Source organism: Streptomyces sp. CB01881 (genome assembly GCF_002953255.1).
Classification (GTDB): Bacteria; Actinomycetota; Actinomycetes; order Streptomycetales; family Streptomycetaceae; genus Kitasatospora.
Window position 1 is genome coordinate 8,398,185 of sequence record NZ_CP026498.1, and the last position, 16,526, is coordinate 8,414,710.

General features: G+C 73.6%; 18 protein-coding genes and 1 tRNA gene. 4 read left to right on the forward strand and 15 right to left on the reverse strand.

Annotation, left to right across the window (positions count from 1 at the left end):
• Positions 1-167: 167 nt before the first annotated feature.
• The 3 genes from C2142_RS26655 (at position 168) to C2142_RS26665 (ending at position 5,060) form a co-directional block, all read left to right on the forward strand.
• Complete coding sequence (locus tag C2142_RS26655) at positions 168-1,415, forward strand: HpcH/HpaI aldolase/citrate lyase family protein (RefSeq protein ID WP_148645291.1); 1,248 nt, start codon at positions 168-170, stop codon at positions 1,413-1,415.
• A 247-nt stretch (positions 1,416-1,662) separates the two neighbouring features.
• Positions 1,663-4,200 (forward strand): phosphoribosyltransferase, encoded by a 2,538-nt coding sequence (locus tag C2142_RS26660; RefSeq protein ID WP_241002796.1) that lies wholly within the window; start codon positions 1,663-1,665, stop codon positions 4,198-4,200.
• A 5-nt stretch (positions 4,201-4,205) separates the two neighbouring features.
• Positions 4,206-5,060, forward strand: coding sequence for an HAD family hydrolase (locus C2142_RS26665; protein WP_148645293.1), 855 nt, complete (start codon positions 4,206-4,208; stop codon positions 5,058-5,060).
• 158 nt (positions 5,061-5,218) lie between these two features.
• Here C2142_RS26665 and C2142_RS26670 read toward each other — a convergent pair whose 3' ends face one another.
• The 3 genes from C2142_RS26670 to C2142_RS26680 all read right to left on the reverse strand — a co-directional run bounded on the left by C2142_RS26670 (position 5,219) and on the right by C2142_RS26680 (position 7,357).
• Positions 5,219-5,443 carry a zinc ribbon domain-containing protein gene (locus C2142_RS26670; RefSeq protein WP_148645294.1) on the reverse strand — a complete coding sequence of 75 codons (225 nt, stop codon included), beginning with the start codon at positions 5,441-5,443 and terminating at the stop codon, positions 5,219-5,221.
• Positions 5,444-5,462: 19 nt separating this feature from the next.
• Positions 5,463-5,933 (reverse strand): DUF4442 domain-containing protein, encoded by a 471-nt coding sequence (locus C2142_RS26675; protein ID WP_148645295.1) that lies wholly within the window; start codon positions 5,931-5,933, stop codon positions 5,463-5,465.
• 107 nt (positions 5,934-6,040) lie between these two features.
• Entirely contained in the window at positions 6,041-7,357 is a 1,317-nt protein-coding gene (locus tag C2142_RS26680; RefSeq protein ID WP_346766395.1) for a hypothetical protein, read from the reverse strand.
• A gap of 227 nt (positions 7,358-7,584) precedes the next feature.
• Between C2142_RS26680 and C2142_RS26685 the strand changes: the two genes are divergently transcribed.
• Positions 7,585-7,659, forward strand: a tRNA-Val gene (locus tag C2142_RS26685).
• 55 nt (positions 7,660-7,714) lie between these two features.
• Here the strand turns inward: C2142_RS26685 and C2142_RS26690 are convergent.
• From C2142_RS26690 to C2142_RS26745, 12 genes are all read right to left on the reverse strand, one after another.
• The gene (locus C2142_RS26690; protein WP_148645296.1) at positions 7,715-8,848 is read right to left on the reverse strand and encodes a site-specific integrase; all 1,134 of its coding nucleotides are present in this window, start codon (positions 8,846-8,848) and stop codon (positions 7,715-7,717) included.
• Positions 8,848-9,036: a helix-turn-helix domain-containing protein gene (locus tag C2142_RS26695; RefSeq protein WP_148645297.1), complete on the reverse strand. Its 189-nt coding sequence runs from the start codon at positions 9,034-9,036 to the stop codon at positions 8,848-8,850. The genes C2142_RS26690 and C2142_RS26695 overlap by 1 nt, the downstream gene beginning before the upstream one ends.
• A 295-nt stretch (positions 9,037-9,331) precedes the next feature.
• On the reverse strand, positions 9,332-10,909 hold the full coding sequence (locus tag C2142_RS26700) for a YfjI family protein (protein ID WP_346766396.1): 1,578 nt from the start codon (positions 10,907-10,909) through the stop codon (positions 9,332-9,334).
• 127 nt (positions 10,910-11,036) lie between these two features.
• Positions 11,037-11,954, reverse strand: a complete 918-nt coding sequence (locus C2142_RS26705; RefSeq protein ID WP_148645298.1) for a bifunctional DNA primase/polymerase — start codon at positions 11,952-11,954, stop codon at positions 11,037-11,039.
• Positions 11,897-12,181, reverse strand: coding sequence for a hypothetical protein (locus tag C2142_RS26710; RefSeq protein ID WP_148645299.1), 285 nt, complete (start codon positions 12,179-12,181; stop codon positions 11,897-11,899). Before C2142_RS26710 ends, C2142_RS26705 begins: the two co-directional genes overlap by 58 nt.
• A gap of 10 nt (positions 12,182-12,191) precedes the next feature.
• Positions 12,192-12,470, reverse strand: a complete 279-nt coding sequence (locus C2142_RS26715) for a hypothetical protein (RefSeq protein WP_148645300.1) — start codon at positions 12,468-12,470, stop codon at positions 12,192-12,194.
• Positions 12,467-12,685 (reverse strand): hypothetical protein, encoded by a 219-nt coding sequence (locus C2142_RS26720; protein ID WP_148645301.1) that lies wholly within the window; start codon positions 12,683-12,685, stop codon positions 12,467-12,469. The genes C2142_RS26715 and C2142_RS26720 overlap by 4 nt, the downstream gene beginning before the upstream one ends.
• A gap of 9 nt (positions 12,686-12,694) precedes the next feature.
• Positions 12,695-12,883 (reverse strand): hypothetical protein, encoded by a 189-nt coding sequence (locus C2142_RS26725; RefSeq protein WP_148645302.1) that lies wholly within the window; start codon positions 12,881-12,883, stop codon positions 12,695-12,697.
• Between the two features lie 71 nt (positions 12,884-12,954).
• Positions 12,955-13,257 carry a hypothetical protein gene (locus C2142_RS26730; protein WP_241002797.1) on the reverse strand — a complete coding sequence of 101 codons (303 nt, stop codon included), beginning with the start codon at positions 13,255-13,257 and terminating at the stop codon, positions 12,955-12,957.
• Positions 13,258-13,374: 117 nt separating this feature from the next.
• Positions 13,375-15,621 carry a cell division protein FtsK gene (locus tag C2142_RS26735; protein WP_148645303.1) on the reverse strand — a complete coding sequence of 749 codons (2,247 nt, stop codon included), beginning with the start codon at positions 15,619-15,621 and terminating at the stop codon, positions 13,375-13,377.
• A gap of 115 nt (positions 15,622-15,736) precedes the next feature.
• On the reverse strand, positions 15,737-16,135 hold the full coding sequence (locus C2142_RS26740) for a hypothetical protein (protein ID WP_148645304.1): 399 nt from the start codon (positions 16,133-16,135) through the stop codon (positions 15,737-15,739).
• 19 nt (positions 16,136-16,154) lie between these two features.
• Entirely contained in the window at positions 16,155-16,526 is a 372-nt protein-coding gene (locus C2142_RS26745; RefSeq protein WP_148645305.1) for an RRQRL motif-containing zinc-binding protein, read from the reverse strand.

Consider the following 16,526-nt stretch of genomic DNA (forward strand, 5'->3'; position numbering starts at 1 on the left):
ACGCCGCACCGCCCACCCGCCCGAGTTGCCTGCCAGAGCACCCCGCCGCACCCGCTGAGCCCCGCCGCACCCGCCGAGTCCTTTCCTGCCCGCCCGAGTCCCTTCGTAGCCGCCGAGTCTTTTCGCACCCGCCCCGACTGGCGGCCGCAACCCCTGAGGAGAGCACCATGCGCCATTTCGGCCACCTCGCCGACGACGTACGCGGCCGGCTCTTCCTCGAACAGCCCCGGGCCTTCTCCCCGGACAGCGAGGCGGACGTGCTGGCCACCGCGCTCGGCGCGACCCTCTACAGCCCGGCCACCAGGCCCACCCTGGGAGCGGACATCCGCAAGCAGGCGGCCCGGGGCGTGGTCTCGATGGTGCTCTGCCTGGAGGACTCGATCGCCGACCACGAGGTGACCGCGGCGGAGACCAACCTGGTCGCGCAGCTCGGTGGGCTGTCCCGCGAGCAGTCGGGCGGGGGCGCGAAGACCTTCGGGGCCGCCCCCGGGGACACCCCGGAAGCCGCTCATATCTCCACCGATTGCACACAGGACCTGCCCCTTCTCTTCATCCGAGTGCGCACCGCCTCCCAGATCACCGACCTCGCCGGCCGGCTCGGCCCGGCGATCGGGCTGCTCACCGGTTTCGTGCTGCCGAAGTTCACCGACGAGAACGGCGGCGCGTACCTGGAGGCCCTCGCCGCCGCCGAGGCCGCCACCGGCCGACGGCTCTTCGCGATGCCGGTCCTGGAGTCCCCCGAGCTCGCCCACCTGGAGACCCGCCGCGAGCAGCTCTTCGGCATCGCCCGGCTGCTCGACAAGTACCGCGAACGCGTCCTCGCCGTCCGCCTCGGCGTCACCGACCTCTGCTCCGCGTATGGCCTGCGCCGCTCGCCCGACCTGACCGCATACGACGTGGCCCTGGTCGCGGCCGTGATCGGGGACGTGGTCAACGTGCTCGGCCGGGCCGACGGCACCGGGTTCACCGTGACCGGGCCGGTCTGGGAGTACTTCCCGGTCCAGGAGCGGATGTTCAAGCCCCAGCTGCGCCGCACCCCGTTCGCCGAGGCCGAGCCCTCCGGGGAGGCCGTCCGGCAGCGGATCATCGAGCACGACCTGGACGGCCTGATCCGCGAGTTCGAGCTGGACCGGGCCAACGGCCTGCTCGGCAAGACCTGCATCCACCCCAGCCACGTCCCCGCCGTGCACGCCCTCTCGGTGGTCACGCACGAGGAGTACTCCGACGCCCGGGACATCCTCGACCGGGAGCGCGACGGCGGCGGGGTGCTGCGTTCGGCGTACACCAACAAGATGAACGAGGCCAAGCCGCACCGGGCCTGGGCGGAGCGGGTGCTGCTGCGCGCCGAGGTGTTCGGGGTGGCCCGGGAGGACGTCAGCTTCGCGGAGCTCCTCTCGGCCTGCCTCTGTGGCTGAGGACGGTACCCGCCGTGCCCGCGCCACCCGTCCCGGCCGGCCGCACCCGCAGTACCCGTCCGCAGCCCCGCACGGCCCGTACGAGCCGAGTGGCCCGTCCGAACGGAACGACCCGTACGGCCCGCATGGGCCGAGTGACCCGTCCGAACGGAACAACCCGCAGGATCTGCACGATATGCACGAGCCGAACGACCCGTCGGACCCGAAGCAACCCGCACGACTCGCACCATCGAAGGCAGGACCAGTAGTGACAGCACAGCAAGAGTGGACCGGCCGCTGGGTGGCAGACCGGGCCGGCGTCGGCCTCACCGGCTCCGACCGGCTCCCCGAACTGGTCGGCCTGGCCCTGCGCGAGAACCGCAAGCGCGCCCACCTGCTGGTCTCCACCGTGCTCGGCAAGCACGTTCCGCAGCGTCCGTCGGTGGTGCACGGTGCCGGCCTCGACCTCGGCCGCCGGGTCCGCGAGCTGCTCGGCGAGGACGCGGCCGCGCGCGCCGTCGTGCTCGGCTACGCCGAGACCGCGACCGGGCTCGGCCACAGCGTCGCCGACGGCCTGGACGCCCCTTACCTGCACTCCACCCGGCGCCCGGTGGACGGGGTCGCTCCGGTCGGCGGCTTCGAGGAGGAGCACTCGCACGCCACCTCCCACCTGCTGCTGCCCGCCGACCCCGCGCTGCTCGCCGGGGACGGCCCGCTGGTCCTGGTCGACGACGAGTTCTCCACCGGCAACACCGTGCTCAACACCATCCGCGAGCTGCACGGCGCCAACCCGCGCGGCCACTACGTCGTGGTGGCCCTGGTCGACCTGCGCGACGAGGCCGACCGCCGCCGGCTGGCCGACACCGCCGCCGAACTCGGTACCCGCCTCGACCTGGTGGCCGCCGCCAGCGGTGGCGTCGAGCTGCCCGACGACATCCTGGACCGCGCCGAGCGGCTGATCGCCGAGGCCGGCCCGGCCCCGGCGCTGCCGCCCGCCGCGCCCGCCCCGCTGGTCCGGGCCTCCCTGGACTGGCCCGCGGGCCTCCCGGACGGCGGCCGGCACGGCTTCACCGCCGAGCACCGCGGCCGTCTCGAAGCCGCGCTGCCGGACCTGGCAGCCCGGCTGGCGGAGGCGCTGGAGCCCGCCGGGGGCGGCGGGCGCGTGCTGGTGCTGGGCTTCGAGGAACTGATGTACGCGCCGCTGCGCCTGGCCGGAGCCCTCGCGGACCTCCTGCCCGACGGCGGCGAGCGCGTCCGCTACTCCACCACCACCCGCTCGCCCGTCCTCGCCGTGGACGACCCCGGCTACGCCATCCGCACCCGGCTGGCCTTCCCCGCCCACGACGACCCGGACGACTCCGCCCCGCTCGATCGCTTCGCCTACAACGTCGCCCCCGGCGCCGACCCGGCCCGCCGCTTCGACGCCGTCGTGCTGGTGGTCGACGACATCGCCGACACCCCCGCCCTGCACGAGGGCGAGCGGGCCCTGCTGACGCAGCTGCGGCAGGTCACCGACCGGGTGGTCCTCGCCGTCCTGCCGTCGCACCGTCCGTCCCGTCCGGTGGCCGTCCCTTCGGTGGCCGTCCCTACGGCAGCCGTCCCTACGGCAGCCGTTCCTTCGGCCGGCCCCACGGTCGCCCCTTCGGCCGGCCCGGCGGCTGGTCTGCCCAGCCCGCTGCACGGCCCCGGGTTCTCCTCCTACCGCCCCGACGAGGTGGCCTGGCTGCTCAAGGACCTCTCCGACGTCCCGCTGGAGGCCCCCACCGAGGAGCGCGAGGAGGCCGTCCAGAGCGGCGGCGCCCACTACGCCGAGTCGCTGCCGGTCGAGTACCAGCCCAGCCCCGAGTACCAGGAGCTCTTCCACCAGGCCCTGCGGGTCTCCGCCCGCCGGATCGCGCTCGCCGTCGGCACCGTCGCCGAGACGCTGGTGCGCGAGCGCGGCCGCGGCCTGGTGCTCGCCTCGCTGGCCCGCGCCGGCACCCCGGTCGGCATCCTGATCCGGCGCTGGCTCGCCTTCGCGCACGGCCTGGACACCCCGCACTACGCCGTCTCGATCATCCGGGGCCGCGGCATCGACCCGGTCGCCCTGCGCTACCTGGACGCCCACCACCACGCCCCCGACGTCGTGTTCGTCGACGGCTGGACCGGCAAGGGCGCGATCACCCGCGAACTCGCCGAGGCCCTGGCCGGTTCCGCCTTCAACCCCGAGCTGGCCGTCCTCGCCGACCCCGGCCGCTGCGTACGCACCTACGGCACCCGGGACGACTTCCTGATCCCGTCCGCCTGCCTCAACTCCACGGTCTCCGGCCTGATTTCGCGTACCGTGCTGCGCGCCGACCTGATCGGCCCGGACGACTTCCACGGAGCCAAGCACTACACCGACCTGGCCGGCGGGGACGTCTCCGAGGCCTTCCTGGACACCGTCGCCGACCACTTCGCCGACGTCCGGGAGGAGGCAGCCGCCGCCGCGGCCCGGCTCGCCGCCGAGGACCGCACGCCGGACTGGGCCGGCTGGGCCGCCGTCGAGCGGATCAGCGCCGAGTACGGCATCGACAACATCAACCTGGTGAAGCCCGGCGTCGGCGAGACCACCCGGGTCATGCTGCGCCGCGTCCCCTGGCGGGTGCTGGCCCGCCGCGGCACCGGTGCCGACCTCGACCACGTCCGCCTGCTCGCCGCCCAACGCGGCGTCCCCGTCGAGGAGGTGGACGACCTGCCGTACTCCTGCGTGGGCCTGATCCACCCCCGCTACAGTCGGGGAGCGACCGGTGCCTCCGGCACGGCCGTCCTGGTGAAGGAGTCCTGAGCCCGATGAGCAGTCCCAGTGGTTTCCTGGTCGCGAGCGACCTCGACCGCACCCTGATCTACTCCAACCGCGCCCTCGCCCTGGACGTGCCCGACCGGCTCGCCCCGCGGCTGCTCTCGGTCGAGGTGCACGACGGCAAGGCGCTCTCGTTCATGACCGAGCAGGCCGCCGCCCTGATGGTGGAGCTGGCCCGGGAGGCTCTCCTCGTCCCCGCCACCACCCGGACCAGGACGCAGTACGAGCGGGTCAACCTTCCCGGCCCGACGCCCGGTTGGATCCCCTCCTACGCGATTTGCAGCAACGGCGGCAGGCTGCTCGTGGACGGCGTGCCGGACGAGGACTGGCAGGCCGAGGTGGCCGGTCGGCTGGCCGCCGCGTCGGTGCCGCTGGCCGAGGTGGTCGAGCACCTGGCGCTCTGCGCCGACCCGGAGTGGACGCACAAGCGCCGGGTCGCCGACGACCTCTTCGCCTATCTGGTCGTGGAGCGCGCCGAACTGCCGGCCGGCTGGCTGGAGGAGCTCACCGGCTGGTGCGCCGAGCGCGGCTGGGCCGTCTCGTTGCAGGGCCGCAAGGTGTACGCGGTGCCGGCGTCGCTCAGCAAGAGCGCCGCCCTGGCCGAGGTCGAGCGGCGGGTCGGCGGGGCCACCGTGCTGGCGGCCGGCGACTCGCTGCTCGACGCCGACCTGCTGCTCGCCGCCGACTCCGGCTGGCGCCCCGGCCACGGCGAACTCGCCGACAGCGGCTGGACGGCCCCCGGCGTCACGGCCCTCGACCAGGTGGGCGTGGCGGCGGGGGAGGAGATCGTCCGTCAGTTCCTGGCCCGGGTCCGGGGCGAGGTGGACGCCGTCGTCGCGCGCTGACCGTTTCGTTCGGTGCTGACCGTCTCGTTCGGCGGTGGCGGTGGCGGTGGCGGTGGCGGTGGCGGTGGCGGTGGCGGGGCTGCCGTGCCTGGCGCTGGTGTGCCCGGCGCCCGGCGAGCCCGGTGCCGACGGCAGGGCCGCCCCGCCCGGTACCGGTGTCAGCCGCAGCAACCGCCGCCGCAGCAGCCCCCGCCCCCGCCCCCGGACGGGGCCTGCTGCGCGGCGCCGCCGGAGGCCCCGCCGGTGACGGCGACGGCCGACAGCAGCTTCACGGTGTCCTCGTGTCCCTGCGGGCAGACCGCCGGGTCGTTGGCCTGCGCCATCGTGCGGCGGAGTTCGAAGGTGGCGCCGCAGGAGCGGCAGCGGAAGTCGTAACGTGGCATACCGGCAGGGTACCCAGCATCAGGCGGTGCGGCGCTTCTCCCGTACGTACAGCTGCTTGCGCACCCGGGCCACCACCGAGCCGTCCGCCGCCAGGACCTCGGTGTCGAACCAGATCAGGGCCTTCTTGCCCTCCTGGGTCAGCTCGCGGATCTCGGCAATCCGGTCCTCGGTGAGCACGAACTCGGCGAAGATGTCGCCCCGGCCGGGCGAGACGAAGGCGATCTCGGCCGCCGCGTCCCAGACCACGTAGTCGCGGCCGAGGTTCTCCATCACCAGCAGCATCCAGAACGGGTCGGTCATCGCGAAGATCGAGCCGCCGAAGTGCGTGCCCACGTAGTTGCGGTTCAGCCGTCCGAGCCTGAGCCGGACCTTCGTCCGCCGGAAGTCGTCCGAGAGGGTCAGCACCCGGATTCCGGCGAACAGGAACGGCGGCCAGAAGTTGATCCCGCGCCGGAGCGTGCGGGCCGGGATGCTGCGCTTACGAGCCATGGCGCGACTCTATCCGACAAAGTTACTCACGGGTAACCCAGGTTTGTGGCCGTCTGCCTGCCGTCCTCCCCGTTCGGACGGCCAGTGGCTTCCGGCGGCGGTCCGCGCTACCGGTGGCCGCCGATGTCCCCGCGGATCAGCTCCACCACCTTCGCCGCCGTCTCCCGCACGCCCGCCAGCTCGGTCAGGAAGTGCCAGTAGTCCGGGTGCCGGCCGGCCGCCTCCAGCTCCGCCACCGCCCGGTCGAGCCGCCCGACCGCCGCGTCCAGCGGGCCCGCGTGCCGCGGGTCCGGCGCCTGCCGGCCCGCCATCGCCAGCCGTTGGGCGTCGCGCAGGGCGAAGCGGGTGCGCTCGATCTCCCGGTTCGGGTCGTGCTGCACCTCGTTCAGCTGCCGCAGCCGCTCGTTCACGGCGACCACCGAGCCGTCCGCGGTGTCCAGCAGGGCACGCACGGTACCGATCGCGCCCGTCGCGTCCGCCCAACGCTGCTCGTCGCGCGCCCGCGCCGCCTCGGTGAGCTTCTGCTCCGCCGCGCGCCCCGTCTCCGCCACCTGGTCCGACACCCGCTGGAGGTCCTGCCAGCAGGCGGTGGAGAACCGCCGGCGCAACTCGCTCAGTGCCGGCTCCACCGTGGCGGCCTTGGTCTCCAGTGCCTGGATCCTGGTCCGCAGACTGGCCACCCGCCGGTCGATCTCCCGCGCCCGCTCCGGCAGGTGCGAGGCGTCCGCCGCGATCGCGTCGGCCCGCTCCTTCACCTGCTCCGCGCGCCGGAGCGTCGCCGCCACCCCGTGCCGGCCGGCGCCCTCGTTCAGCCGGCCCAGCTCCGGCGCCAGCTCGGCCAGCCGGGCCGCCAGGTCGTCCGCCTTCAGGCCCGCCCCGCGCACGGACTCCAGCGCGGCGGTCGCCGCCAGCAGAGCCCGCTTGGACTGCTCCACGGCCGGCGTCACCCGCATCAGCTGCGACTCGGCGTGCTGAAGCGACGGCTGCAACCGCTGCAGGAACCCGTTCAGCTCCGCCAGCGCCTGCCCCAGCTGCCCCTTCACGTCCTCCAGCTGGTGCCGGGCCCGCGCCGCCGCCCCGGACTCCAGCTCCTCCGCGTCCAGGTCGTGCGCGTCCAGCGCCGCCAGATAGTTCACGGTCACCTGGTCGACCCGGCCGGAGATCGCCGCGAAGTCCGCCGCCGCCTGCCGGGCGGCCGCGCCGTCCTCCGCCGCGCGCACCGTCTCCACGGCCAGCCGCACCTCGCGCTGCGTCGAGTCCAGCTCGTAGAACGCCTGCTGCGCAGCGTCCCGGGCCGCCCTGGCCTCCGCCCGCATGCCCTCGCCGCCGCGCCGCCCCCACCAGCCACCGCCCCGGCCGCCCCCGGCGCTTCCGAACGCCGACGCCCCGGCCGCCCCCAGCGCACCCGCCACCACGAGCGGCAATACCAGCGCCTCGGCCAGCGCACTCCCCGGTCGCCGCCCCCGCCTGCTCCCGCCGGCCACCCTCACTGCGCGCTCCCTGTTCCGACCGCTGATCCGTCCCCCATTCTTCCCGATCACCCCACCCCACCGGCACCCCACCCGTCCCACTCCCCGACCACCTGCACCACACCACCCCCGGGACCAGGTACCCTAGGCAGTCGCCGTTGCCCACCCCGGGCCACGGCCGGGGGCGCGTAGCTCAGTGGTAGAGCGCTGCTCTTACAAAGCAGATGTCGGCGGTTCGAAACCGTCCGCGCCCACCAGCGCAAAAGGCCCGCAGCGATTATGCTGCGGGCCTTTTGACATCTCAGGCTGACATCAGTGACGTCGCTTGAGCAGCCGGTCCATGTTGCCGAGGGCCTCGCGCTGGGTGTCCTGCGCCACGTGGGTGTAGACGTTCATCGTCAGCCCGATCTGGCTGTGGCCGAGGATCTCCATCACCACCCGGGGCGGCACGCCGCAGGCCACCAGCAGCGTCGCGCACCCGTGCCGAGTGTCGTGCAGCCGGATCACCGGGACGTTGGCGGCCTTGGACACCCGGACGAACGAGCGGTAGAGGTTGGTCGGCTCGATCGGCCGGCCGGACCGGGTGGTGAAGACGTAGCCGGTCTCCTCCCACTTCTCGCCGGCCGCGTGCCGGGCCTCGTCCTGCCGCATCCGGTGCCAGCGCAGGGCCGCCACGCAGATCCGGGGGAGCGGGACCGGGCGGCGCTTGCCGCTCTTCGTGGTGTCCGCGTACAGCTCGCCGCGGACCCGCTGCACCTGCTCCCGGACCACCAGGACCCGGTGGTCGAGGTCGACCTCAGACCAGCGGAGCCCGACGATCTCCCCCCGCCGCATCCCGAGTGCGATGGCCAGCACGAAGGCGGCGTACAGCGGATCGGTGCGACTGGCCGAGAGGAAGGTGAGTGTCTGGTCGAGAGTCCACGGCTTGATCTCACGGCTCGTCACCCGCGGCGGCGGGACGAGCATCGCGACGTTCCGCACGATCAGCTCGTCCCGGCACGCGGCGCTCAGTGCCGAGCGGAGCACCCGGTGCGACTCCTTCGCGGTGGCGGCGCTGGACTGCTTCGTGACCTTTGCCAGGAACGTCCGCACATCGCGGGGGCTCAGCGACTCCAAGCCCTTCGCGCCGAGCAGCGGGACGAGGTAGAGGCGGACGTGCGTCTCGTACTTGGCCGCGGTGGTCCGCTTCCTCTCGGGCGTGATGAAGTGGTCCAGCCAGTACGGCAGCCACTCAGAGAGCTTCGCCGACCGGGTCGGGGTCGCGATTCCCTGCTTGGCACGCTCCACAAGGTCCTTGCGCTTGCCGTCGCACTCGTCCCACGTCGCCCCATAGGCGAACTTGCGGGCCCACGTCCCATCGGGCTGCGGGACGTAGACGGCGGCTTGGTAGCGGCCGTCCTTGCGCTTGGTCACGGTGCCGGCGCCGTTGGGGTTGCGCTTCGCCATCAGGCGGCCTCCTCCATCTTGGTGCGGATGTAGTCGTGCAGGGCGGTGACGGGGATGCGGCGGGAGCTGCCTTCCTTGAAGCTGGCGAGTTTCTTCGTGCGGATCAGGTCGTAGACCTTGCTGCGGCTCATGCGCAGGGCCTCCATGACCTCGGGGACTTCCAGGACGACGGGCGGGATCGTGCTCAAGGGCGCTCCCTGGGGCAACGGGTGGGCTTGGAGGCCGCCGCAGAACCCGCAGAACCTGCAAAACCCTTTGGGATGGGCTTTGAGCTGCGGGTTTGCTGGCGGGGTTGGTTTCCGCAAAACCTCCGGAAACTCCTGCAAAACCTCGACGGCCGTTGGGGGCGGCCGGGGTGGTGGGGTTCTGCGGGAGTTTCTGGAGGTTTTGCTGGAGTAGCGCGGTTCGGCGTTTGTGCTGGTCAGGGAGTGTGGTTGGGGGTTTTGCAGGTTCTGCGGGTTCTGCGGAGGGTTCTGGGCGTGCTCAGGTAGCGGGGTGGGTCACGGTGGGGTGGGTCTGGTAGCGGGGGGACGGGGGCCGGCCGCCGCGTCCGGTGCGGGCGGGGGGTGCGATCTGGCGGATCCAGCCGTGGTCTTCGAGTAGGGCGAGGGCGGGGTCGAGGTCGGCGACGGTGGGGAAGTCGGCGCGGGGCAGGGCGTTGAAGAGTTCGCGGCGGCTGATGGAGTCGCGGGGGTTGGCGGCGAGCCACGTGAGGGCGGTGCGGGCGCGGCCGAGGGCGGCGTCGGATCCCATGGCGTCGAAGACGGCGAGGGCGTGGGCGGTGAAGTAGTCGCCAATGCGGCAGGCGGCGGTGAGGGTGTCGGCGGCGATGGGGCGGGTCCAGCCGTCTTCGGGGTGGGTGGCGAGGTGGAGCAGGCCGGCGATGCGGCACACGGCGCCGTCGAGCTTGGACGCCCAGGTGTCGATGTGGGCGAGCGGGCCGCCGGGCCGGAGCCTGGTCTCGGTGTTCTTCTGGTAGGCGAGCAGGGCGGTGTCGGCTTCGGGGGTGAGGGTGAGGACGGCGGGGTCGGTCCAGCCGGCCATGGCCAGGGTGAGGGTGGCGAGGGTCTTGGTGTAGGTGTCGGCGACCTGCTGGGGGATCAGGTCGGGGGTGAGGTTGCGGAATCCGACCAGGGACTTGGGCATGGCGTAGAGGAAGCGGGCGAGCAGGCCGCGGCCCTCGAAGCCCTTGGCCTTGGCGATGTCGCGGAACACGGACGGCTGGACGGCCAGGCCCATGGTCAGCGCCGGGGCTTCGAGGTACTGGGGGTCGCGGCCCTGCCGGTTGACGCGCAGCAGGTCCCCGGCGTGGCCCTTGAGGAAGACTTCGAGGTTGGGGGTGCCGGAGTAGCGGCCGGCGATGATGTCGAAGATGCCGCCCTCGGCGGAGATGACGGCCATCCGTCCACCCTGGTCGGCGAGCAGGGAGGCCAGGCCCTCGGGGGTGACGTCGTCGGCGATGAGTTGCGGGACGGCCGGGATGCTCACCGCTTCGGCGGCCTCCACCAGTTCGATGGCCTCTTTGGTGAGCTTGGCGCGTTCGGCGGGGTCGGCCCCGGCGGCGCGGGCGGTGGCCTTGTCGGCGGCGGCCCGGGTGAGCTTGGCGGTGGTCTCGGCCTCGGCCCGGATGCCGGCGATGTTCTCGATCAGGACCTTCTCGACGGCGAGCATGGGGCGGCTCATCTCGCCGACGATGGCGCTCTTGCGGTTGCCCGGGGGCAGGGCGATGACGGTGAACAGGTTCACCGGCTCGCGCCACCGGCCGCGGACCGCGACGACCGCGCGGCCTCCACAGGCTGTGGACAGCATGCTCAGGCCCATGCATCCGGCGAGGTCGGCGGGGGTCTGGGTCTCCTCGGCGGCGGCCGCGACCATGGCGCCCAGCCACGCGGGCAGGGCGTCCACGGGGAACAGCGGCAGGGCGCGGGCCTGGCCGAGGGGAACCGGGCTGTCCCACACGTCCACGTCCGGCGGCGCGGGCTCCGAGTTCTCCCAGCCCTCGCCGAACAGGCTGGTCACGTTCTCGTAGGGCCGGTCGGGGCGGGGGGCGGGTGCGGTCACGAAGACTCCTCCGGGTGTGTGGTCGGGGTGGTGAGGGGGCCCGTGCGGGGCCGGGGGTGTGCGGGCGCGGCGGGGCCATGGGAGGCCGGATAAGCGCTTTTCCGGTCTCCCATGGCGGTGCCCGTGGTCAGGCGGCGCGGGAGGTGGTGGCGGCGGCCTGGAACCCGCGCCGGATGGCGTACTCGCACTCGGCGGCCTTCAGGCCGGTGGCGAGACCGGCGTCGAGCAGCGCGTCATGGGCCAGGGCCTCATCGAGCGCGCGGGCGTGAATGAGGCGGCCGACGGCCGCGCTGCTGGCCCACAGGCGCGTCTTGCGCCCGCCCTCGGCCGTCGCCCGGACCTTGTCGGCTTCGCGGGTCAGGACGGCGCGGGTGTAGGCGTCCTGGTGGTGGATCCGCTCACGCAGCGATGCCGGGTCCGGCGCGGTGACCGGGGCGGGCTTCGGGGCAAGGGCGGCGAGCAGTTCGGGCGGGGCGGTGGCGATGGTGTGCGGGTCGGTGCCGGCGGCGAACCGGTACGGGCCCTTGGCACCGAGGGAGCCGGGGCCGACGAGGTAGCCGCCGGTCCCGCGCACGTCGATCCCGTGGGAGTGGTCGCGGTTCTTGCCCACGGAGTTGAGCAGGCGCGTTTCGGGCGGGGTGGTGAGCCACAGGTGCCAGCCCCCGCTGGGGGTGGCGACGGTGGCGGTGGCCGGCACGGTGAACCCGTGCCCGGTTTCGAGGGCGCGGAGGTCGGCGACGCCGTCGAGGCCGTCTTTGACGTCGAGGTCGATGCCGATGAGGTGGTGGGGTTCGCGGCCGCAGGCGATGCCGTAGCCGGTGGCCCACCGGGCCCGCTCGAACATACGCTGGAGCAGGGCGTGTTCGGTGGTGGCGTCGTGGACGCCGTGGCCGAGCCGGCCGCACTCGCCCCTGCACGTACCGACCTTCTTGGGCGGATGGGGGCTGGCGATTGCCGGGGTCTTGTTGGCAGTCAGGGGGAAGACGCTCAGGCCGCGTTCGGCGGCGTGGTGGGCAGCCACACGGGCGCGCTCCCAGTCGGACACGGGCGCTCCTCACGGATCGTAGGAAGTCGGGAGACCGGGGCCGTGCCGGTCCCGGACGACTCCGGGACCGGCGCGGCGGGCGGTTCGTGGTGCTGCTCGGCGCAGACCTTGTGCGCGGGTCTGCGCTGCTCGTCGCGCAGCGGGGTGGGGCGGCCGCACCAGCGGCAGGGCAGGGTGCGGGTGCGGTCGTAGTGGGAGGCGTCGCGCCAGTCGAGGTGGGCGGCCACAGCGCTGGTCCTAGGCAGCCTGGCGCCCAGCACCGGGGAAGGGCAGGACGGTGGCGAGGCGGGCGGGCTGCCGGTCGGTGAGGGTGGGGGCGCCCTCGCCGCCGTCGGGCGGGGCAGCGCTGTCGGTGACGGCCCGGGCGGCGCGTTCGGCGGCGGACTCCGCGAGGACCTGCTTTACGGCGGCGCTGTCGGTCTTGGCGCCGCGCTGGGAGATGAGGACGGGGACGGCGAGGGCGATGCCGGGGCCGAGCAGGCCGGCGGCGGTGAGGATGTCGGTGGTGGTGCTCACGGGGTACCTCCGGTGCGGGCGGCGTGGGCGAGCAGGTCGACCAGGTCCGTGCCGAGCAGCGAGGCGCGCTGCTCGATCGCGGTCCAGGACTCGGGGTCGATGTGCATGAGCGCGGCCAGGGCGGCGGCCGGCTCGCGGTTGGCGGCAGCGGTGAGGGCGTCGCGCAGGTGGACGGCGGCGAGCGGCCGGATCACGGCCGGTGCGGTGGTGGCCATGGCGGGTGATCAGTTCTGGCCGATGGCGGCGACGAAGGCGGCGAGCAGGTCGTTGACGGGTCCGGCGAGGCCGGTGGCGGCGGCGGTGAAGCCGCTCAGCCAGACCATGAGGGCCGCGCCGGCGCTGACGCGCTTGAACCAGACGAGGGCGCCAGTGATGAGGGCCAACAGCAGGGCGGTGGAGACAGTGACGAGCATGGAGGGCCTTCCTTCGGCGGCGGCCCGGGGCAGGGGTGCCCCGGGCCGGAGGCGGTCGGGCGGTGCTCGGGTCAGCGGGTTCCGGCCTTGTGCAGGCGCTGGGCGGCCTGGCCGGTGGCGCGGGTGGCGTGGAAGAAGCGGCGGCCGATGCGCAGGCGGGCGCCGTTGCCCTTACAGCGGCGGCAGGTCTTCCAGCCGCGCTTGGGGGAGGTGCCGTGCTTGCGGCGCTTGCCGTTGCCCTCGCACGGCTTGCAGCGGGCGAACGGGCTCACCGCGCACAGCAGCGCGTAGCCGCAGACGGTGGTGACGACGGCGAGCGCGGCGACGGCGGCGAGGGGCAGGACGGGGCTAGAGCTAGCGGCAACGAGGGTCACCAGGGGCCTCCCAGGGCCTTTTCGAGGGTGCTGGGGACCAGGGCGCTAGGTCACTAGCGCCCTGGTCAGGGCATGTGCGGGGCGCTAGCAGGGGTGCTAGACCTAGGGGGCGGGGTGCTAGCTTCCGGAGCGCTTCCTGACGGCCACGGCGGCGAGGATGTCCTCCCGCTTGAGGCCCCGGCGGTTGGGGTTGGAGCCGTCGTCGGTCTTCAGCCAGACCTGCCCGGTCTCGATGCCGTAGGGCTTCAGCGCGTTGGCGAGCTGGGTGGCCTTGGCCTTGGGCTCCATGACGGCCCACTCGCCGTAGACGTCGGGCCGAAGCTCCGCGAGGCGGTCGACCAGGGTCTCGGACCATGCCTTCGCCTCGGTGGCGGGCATGACGGCGGCGACGTCGGCCAACAGGTCGGCAGCGTCGCCGGTGGGCATGGTCTCTCCGGCGGCGAGGCCGGACAGGGTGCCCTCGCTCTCGCGCAGGGCGCGGGCGCGGGTGAGGACGCGTTCGGCGTCCGCGCCGTCGGCGAGGTAGTTGCGCACGATCCCCGAGTCGTCGGACATGCCCTTGAGCAGGCCGACGCCCTTGTGGGACTTCAGCAGCCGGGAGGCGTCCAGGCCCTCGCTGTAGGATCCGGCGCCGAGGACGACGTCCGACACCTGCCACGAGCCGACCCGCAGGCTGAAGCGGGCCTGGTGCTGGTCGCGCAGCACCGACGGGCAGGCCTTGTCGTCCGGCTTCTGCGTCGACGTCAGCAGCGAGACACCGACGGCCGGCGCGACCCGGGCGAGGTAGACCATCAGGTCCAGGATCTCCCCGCCGTGCTCGGGGTGCTGCAGGTACTCCTGCACCTCGTCGACGACGACCAGGGTCAGCGGCATGCCCATCGACTTGTTGCGCGACAGCTCCGGGGTGAGCTTGCCCTCGGGGCACACCGAGATCGGCAGCTCGGAGAGTCGCTGGTAGCGGGACTCGACGTCCGCCTTCAGCTCCCGAAGCGCTCCGAGCAGCACCTGCACCGGGTCGATGCCGTTGTACGGGGCGATGCCGAACCCGATGCGGTGGGCGACCTTGTCGAAGCGGCGCCAGTCCGGGGACGCCTTCCCGTCGAACACGTACAACCTGACGTACGGGTCCAGGGCAGCGGCCAGGGCGATGGTGCGGGCGGAGAACGTCTTGCCCTGCCTGGGCACGGCGCCGACCAGCAGCGACAGCCACAGCATGGTGACCATCACCTCGTTGCCGCGCTCGTCCATGCCCCACGGGAACGGCTTCCAGAAGTCGACCCGGTCGGTGTGGATGAGCGGGGAGCGGCCGGTGGGCACCGCGAGCGGGTCGCGCTTGGCCACCCACATCGACACCCGGCGCGCGCTGGAGGGGTCCCGGTCGAGGAACACCTGTGTCTGGGCGGCGTCCAGGCCGGAGGCGAGTTGCTCGTGGGCCTTGAGGGCGTGGGTGAAGGTCTTGCCGAACGGCAGGTCGACGACCACGCGCCACCCGTCGCCCTCCTGGGTGATCGGGCGGGGGAAGGTCAGGCCCTGGTCGGCGCGGGTGAGGCCGGCCGCGACGAACGCGCGGGTGACGATGTCCGCCGACAGCTTGCGGTGACGGAACTTCACCCGCGCCGGGTCGATGAGGCGCTGGTCGGCGGGCATGCCGACCTGCCCCAGCAGCATCAGCACCGCGAACACCGTCGACCACCACAGGAACGACGACAGCGTGAGCGCCAGCAGCGTCCCCGCGATGATCAGCACCGTGGCGGCGATGGTCGACACGATCAGCCGCAGCCGCACCCGGGCGTTGCGCACCCGCGTGAGCTTCAGGTACTCCTCGATGTCCTCCGCGCGGGCCGCCGCCGCCCGCAGCGGCGCCCCCTCCGCGTCGAACACCCACCGGCGCACCCCGCCCGCCCAGCGCCACCCGCCGCGCGGGGCGTAGGCGGCGACCTTGCCGACATACAGCGGCGCCCGGACCGCGTGGTACGCGGACACCGCGCAGTAGTGCCCGGCCGCCCACGTCGCGACGGCCCTGAACTCCTCCGTCGACCGCAGCCAGGCCGGGAACACCGGCAGGCGCGCCGCCGTCTTCGCCGCCCGGATCTCCGCCGGCGTCGACGGGTCCGCCGCCGGCGCCGGATCGACCAACGTGCCCTCGACCGGGCGCCGCTCGTCGTCCTCGCCCTCGTCGTCGGGCAGGTCGACCTCATCCGGGTCGACACCCCCGGGCTCCTCGTCCCGGTCCGTGTCCGGGGCGGGGCGGGGGGTCTTGCGGAAGCGGTCCGGGAACGGCAGGACCGCCGCGCCCTCGCCACTGTCGGGGGCGGTGCCGGGCTGCTCCGGCTCGTCGGCCGGGCTCAACTGCTCGTGGTTCACTGGGCTTTCCTTCCTCACTGCTTCGTGGTGCGGGAAAGGGAGCCCCGGGGCGGCCGGCGCGCCGGCAAGCAGGACGGCCGCCCCGGGGCGGTGGTGAACGTGCTTTGGTGGCAGGTCAGTTGCCGAGGACTGCGGCGAGGGCCGTGGCGGCCTCCGACCGGGTGATGGGGCCGCTCTTGAGGTAGCCGCCGTACATCGCGTCGGCCGCGCGGATGACGTCCTCGTCGGTCGCGGCCGGGCGGCCGTTCTCCCACCGGCCGTAGGTGACGAGCTGCCACGCGGCGTGGCGGGCGATCCGGAACCGGCTGTCGGCCCGGCGCTTGGCGCGACGGCGCTCGTTGCGCCGCTCCCGGCGCTGCCGGTCCTCCCACGCGTCCTGCTTGGCGCAGAAGTCGGCGTGGATCGGGTCGCCGGCCGCGCACGGCTGGTCGTTCTGGCAGGGCTCGCAGGCGGCGGCGTGCTCGATGGCGGCCTGGAAGGCCTCCATGTAGGCGATGAACTGCTGGTCGGACATGGTGTTCTCCCTGTCGGAGTCAGGCAGCAAGCGGCATAGTGTCGGAGCAGGGCAGGCAGACGCCCAGGTGCGCGGGGATGACGTATCCGGCGTCGCGTCCGCAGCCGGGGCAGGTGCGGCGGGCGGCGTTCGCCTTGGCCAGCGCGGCGGCCCGGCCCTCGGTCATCGGGCGGACGGGCTTGGCCAGGGTGAGGCGGTACAGGTAGGCGGCGCGCACGCCCCTGTGGTTGTTCCACAGGATCTGCGCGGCGATGTCCTGCCCGCCGGGCCGAAGGCCACGGGCGCGGAGCTGCCGGCGGGTCAGGTAGCCGGCCGGGGCCATCCGCCACGGGTAGGTCGGGATGCCGCCGAACCGGCGGCCCTCGGGGTCCCAGAAGCGAGGTCGGCCCAC

Coding starts and splice junctions, on each gene's coding strand:
- C2142_RS26725 (WP_148645302.1), bottom strand. CDS start 12,883: ATGCTCGTCACTGTCTCCACCGCCCTGCTGTTGGCCCTCATCACTGGC.
- C2142_RS26670 (WP_148645294.1), bottom strand. CDS start 5,443: ATGCCACGTTACGACTTCCGCTGCCGCTCCTGCGGCGCCACCTTCGAA.
- C2142_RS26655 (WP_148645291.1), top strand. CDS start 168: ATGCGCCATTTCGGCCACCTCGCCGACGACGTACGCGGCCGGCTCTTC.
- C2142_RS26675 (WP_148645295.1), bottom strand. CDS start 5,933: ATGGCTCGTAAGCGCAGCATCCCGGCCCGCACGCTCCGGCGCGGGATC.
- C2142_RS26720 (WP_148645301.1), bottom strand. CDS start 12,685: ATGGCCACCACCGCACCGGCCGTGATCCGGCCGCTCGCCGCCGTCCAC.
- C2142_RS26740 (WP_148645304.1), bottom strand. CDS start 16,135: ATGTCCGACCAGCAGTTCATCGCCTACATGGAGGCCTTCCAGGCCGCC.
- C2142_RS26665 (WP_148645293.1), top strand. CDS start 4,206: ATGAGCAGTCCCAGTGGTTTCCTGGTCGCGAGCGACCTCGACCGCACC.
- C2142_RS26690 (WP_148645296.1), bottom strand. CDS start 8,848: ATGGCGAAGCGCAACCCCAACGGCGCCGGCACCGTGACCAAGCGCAAG.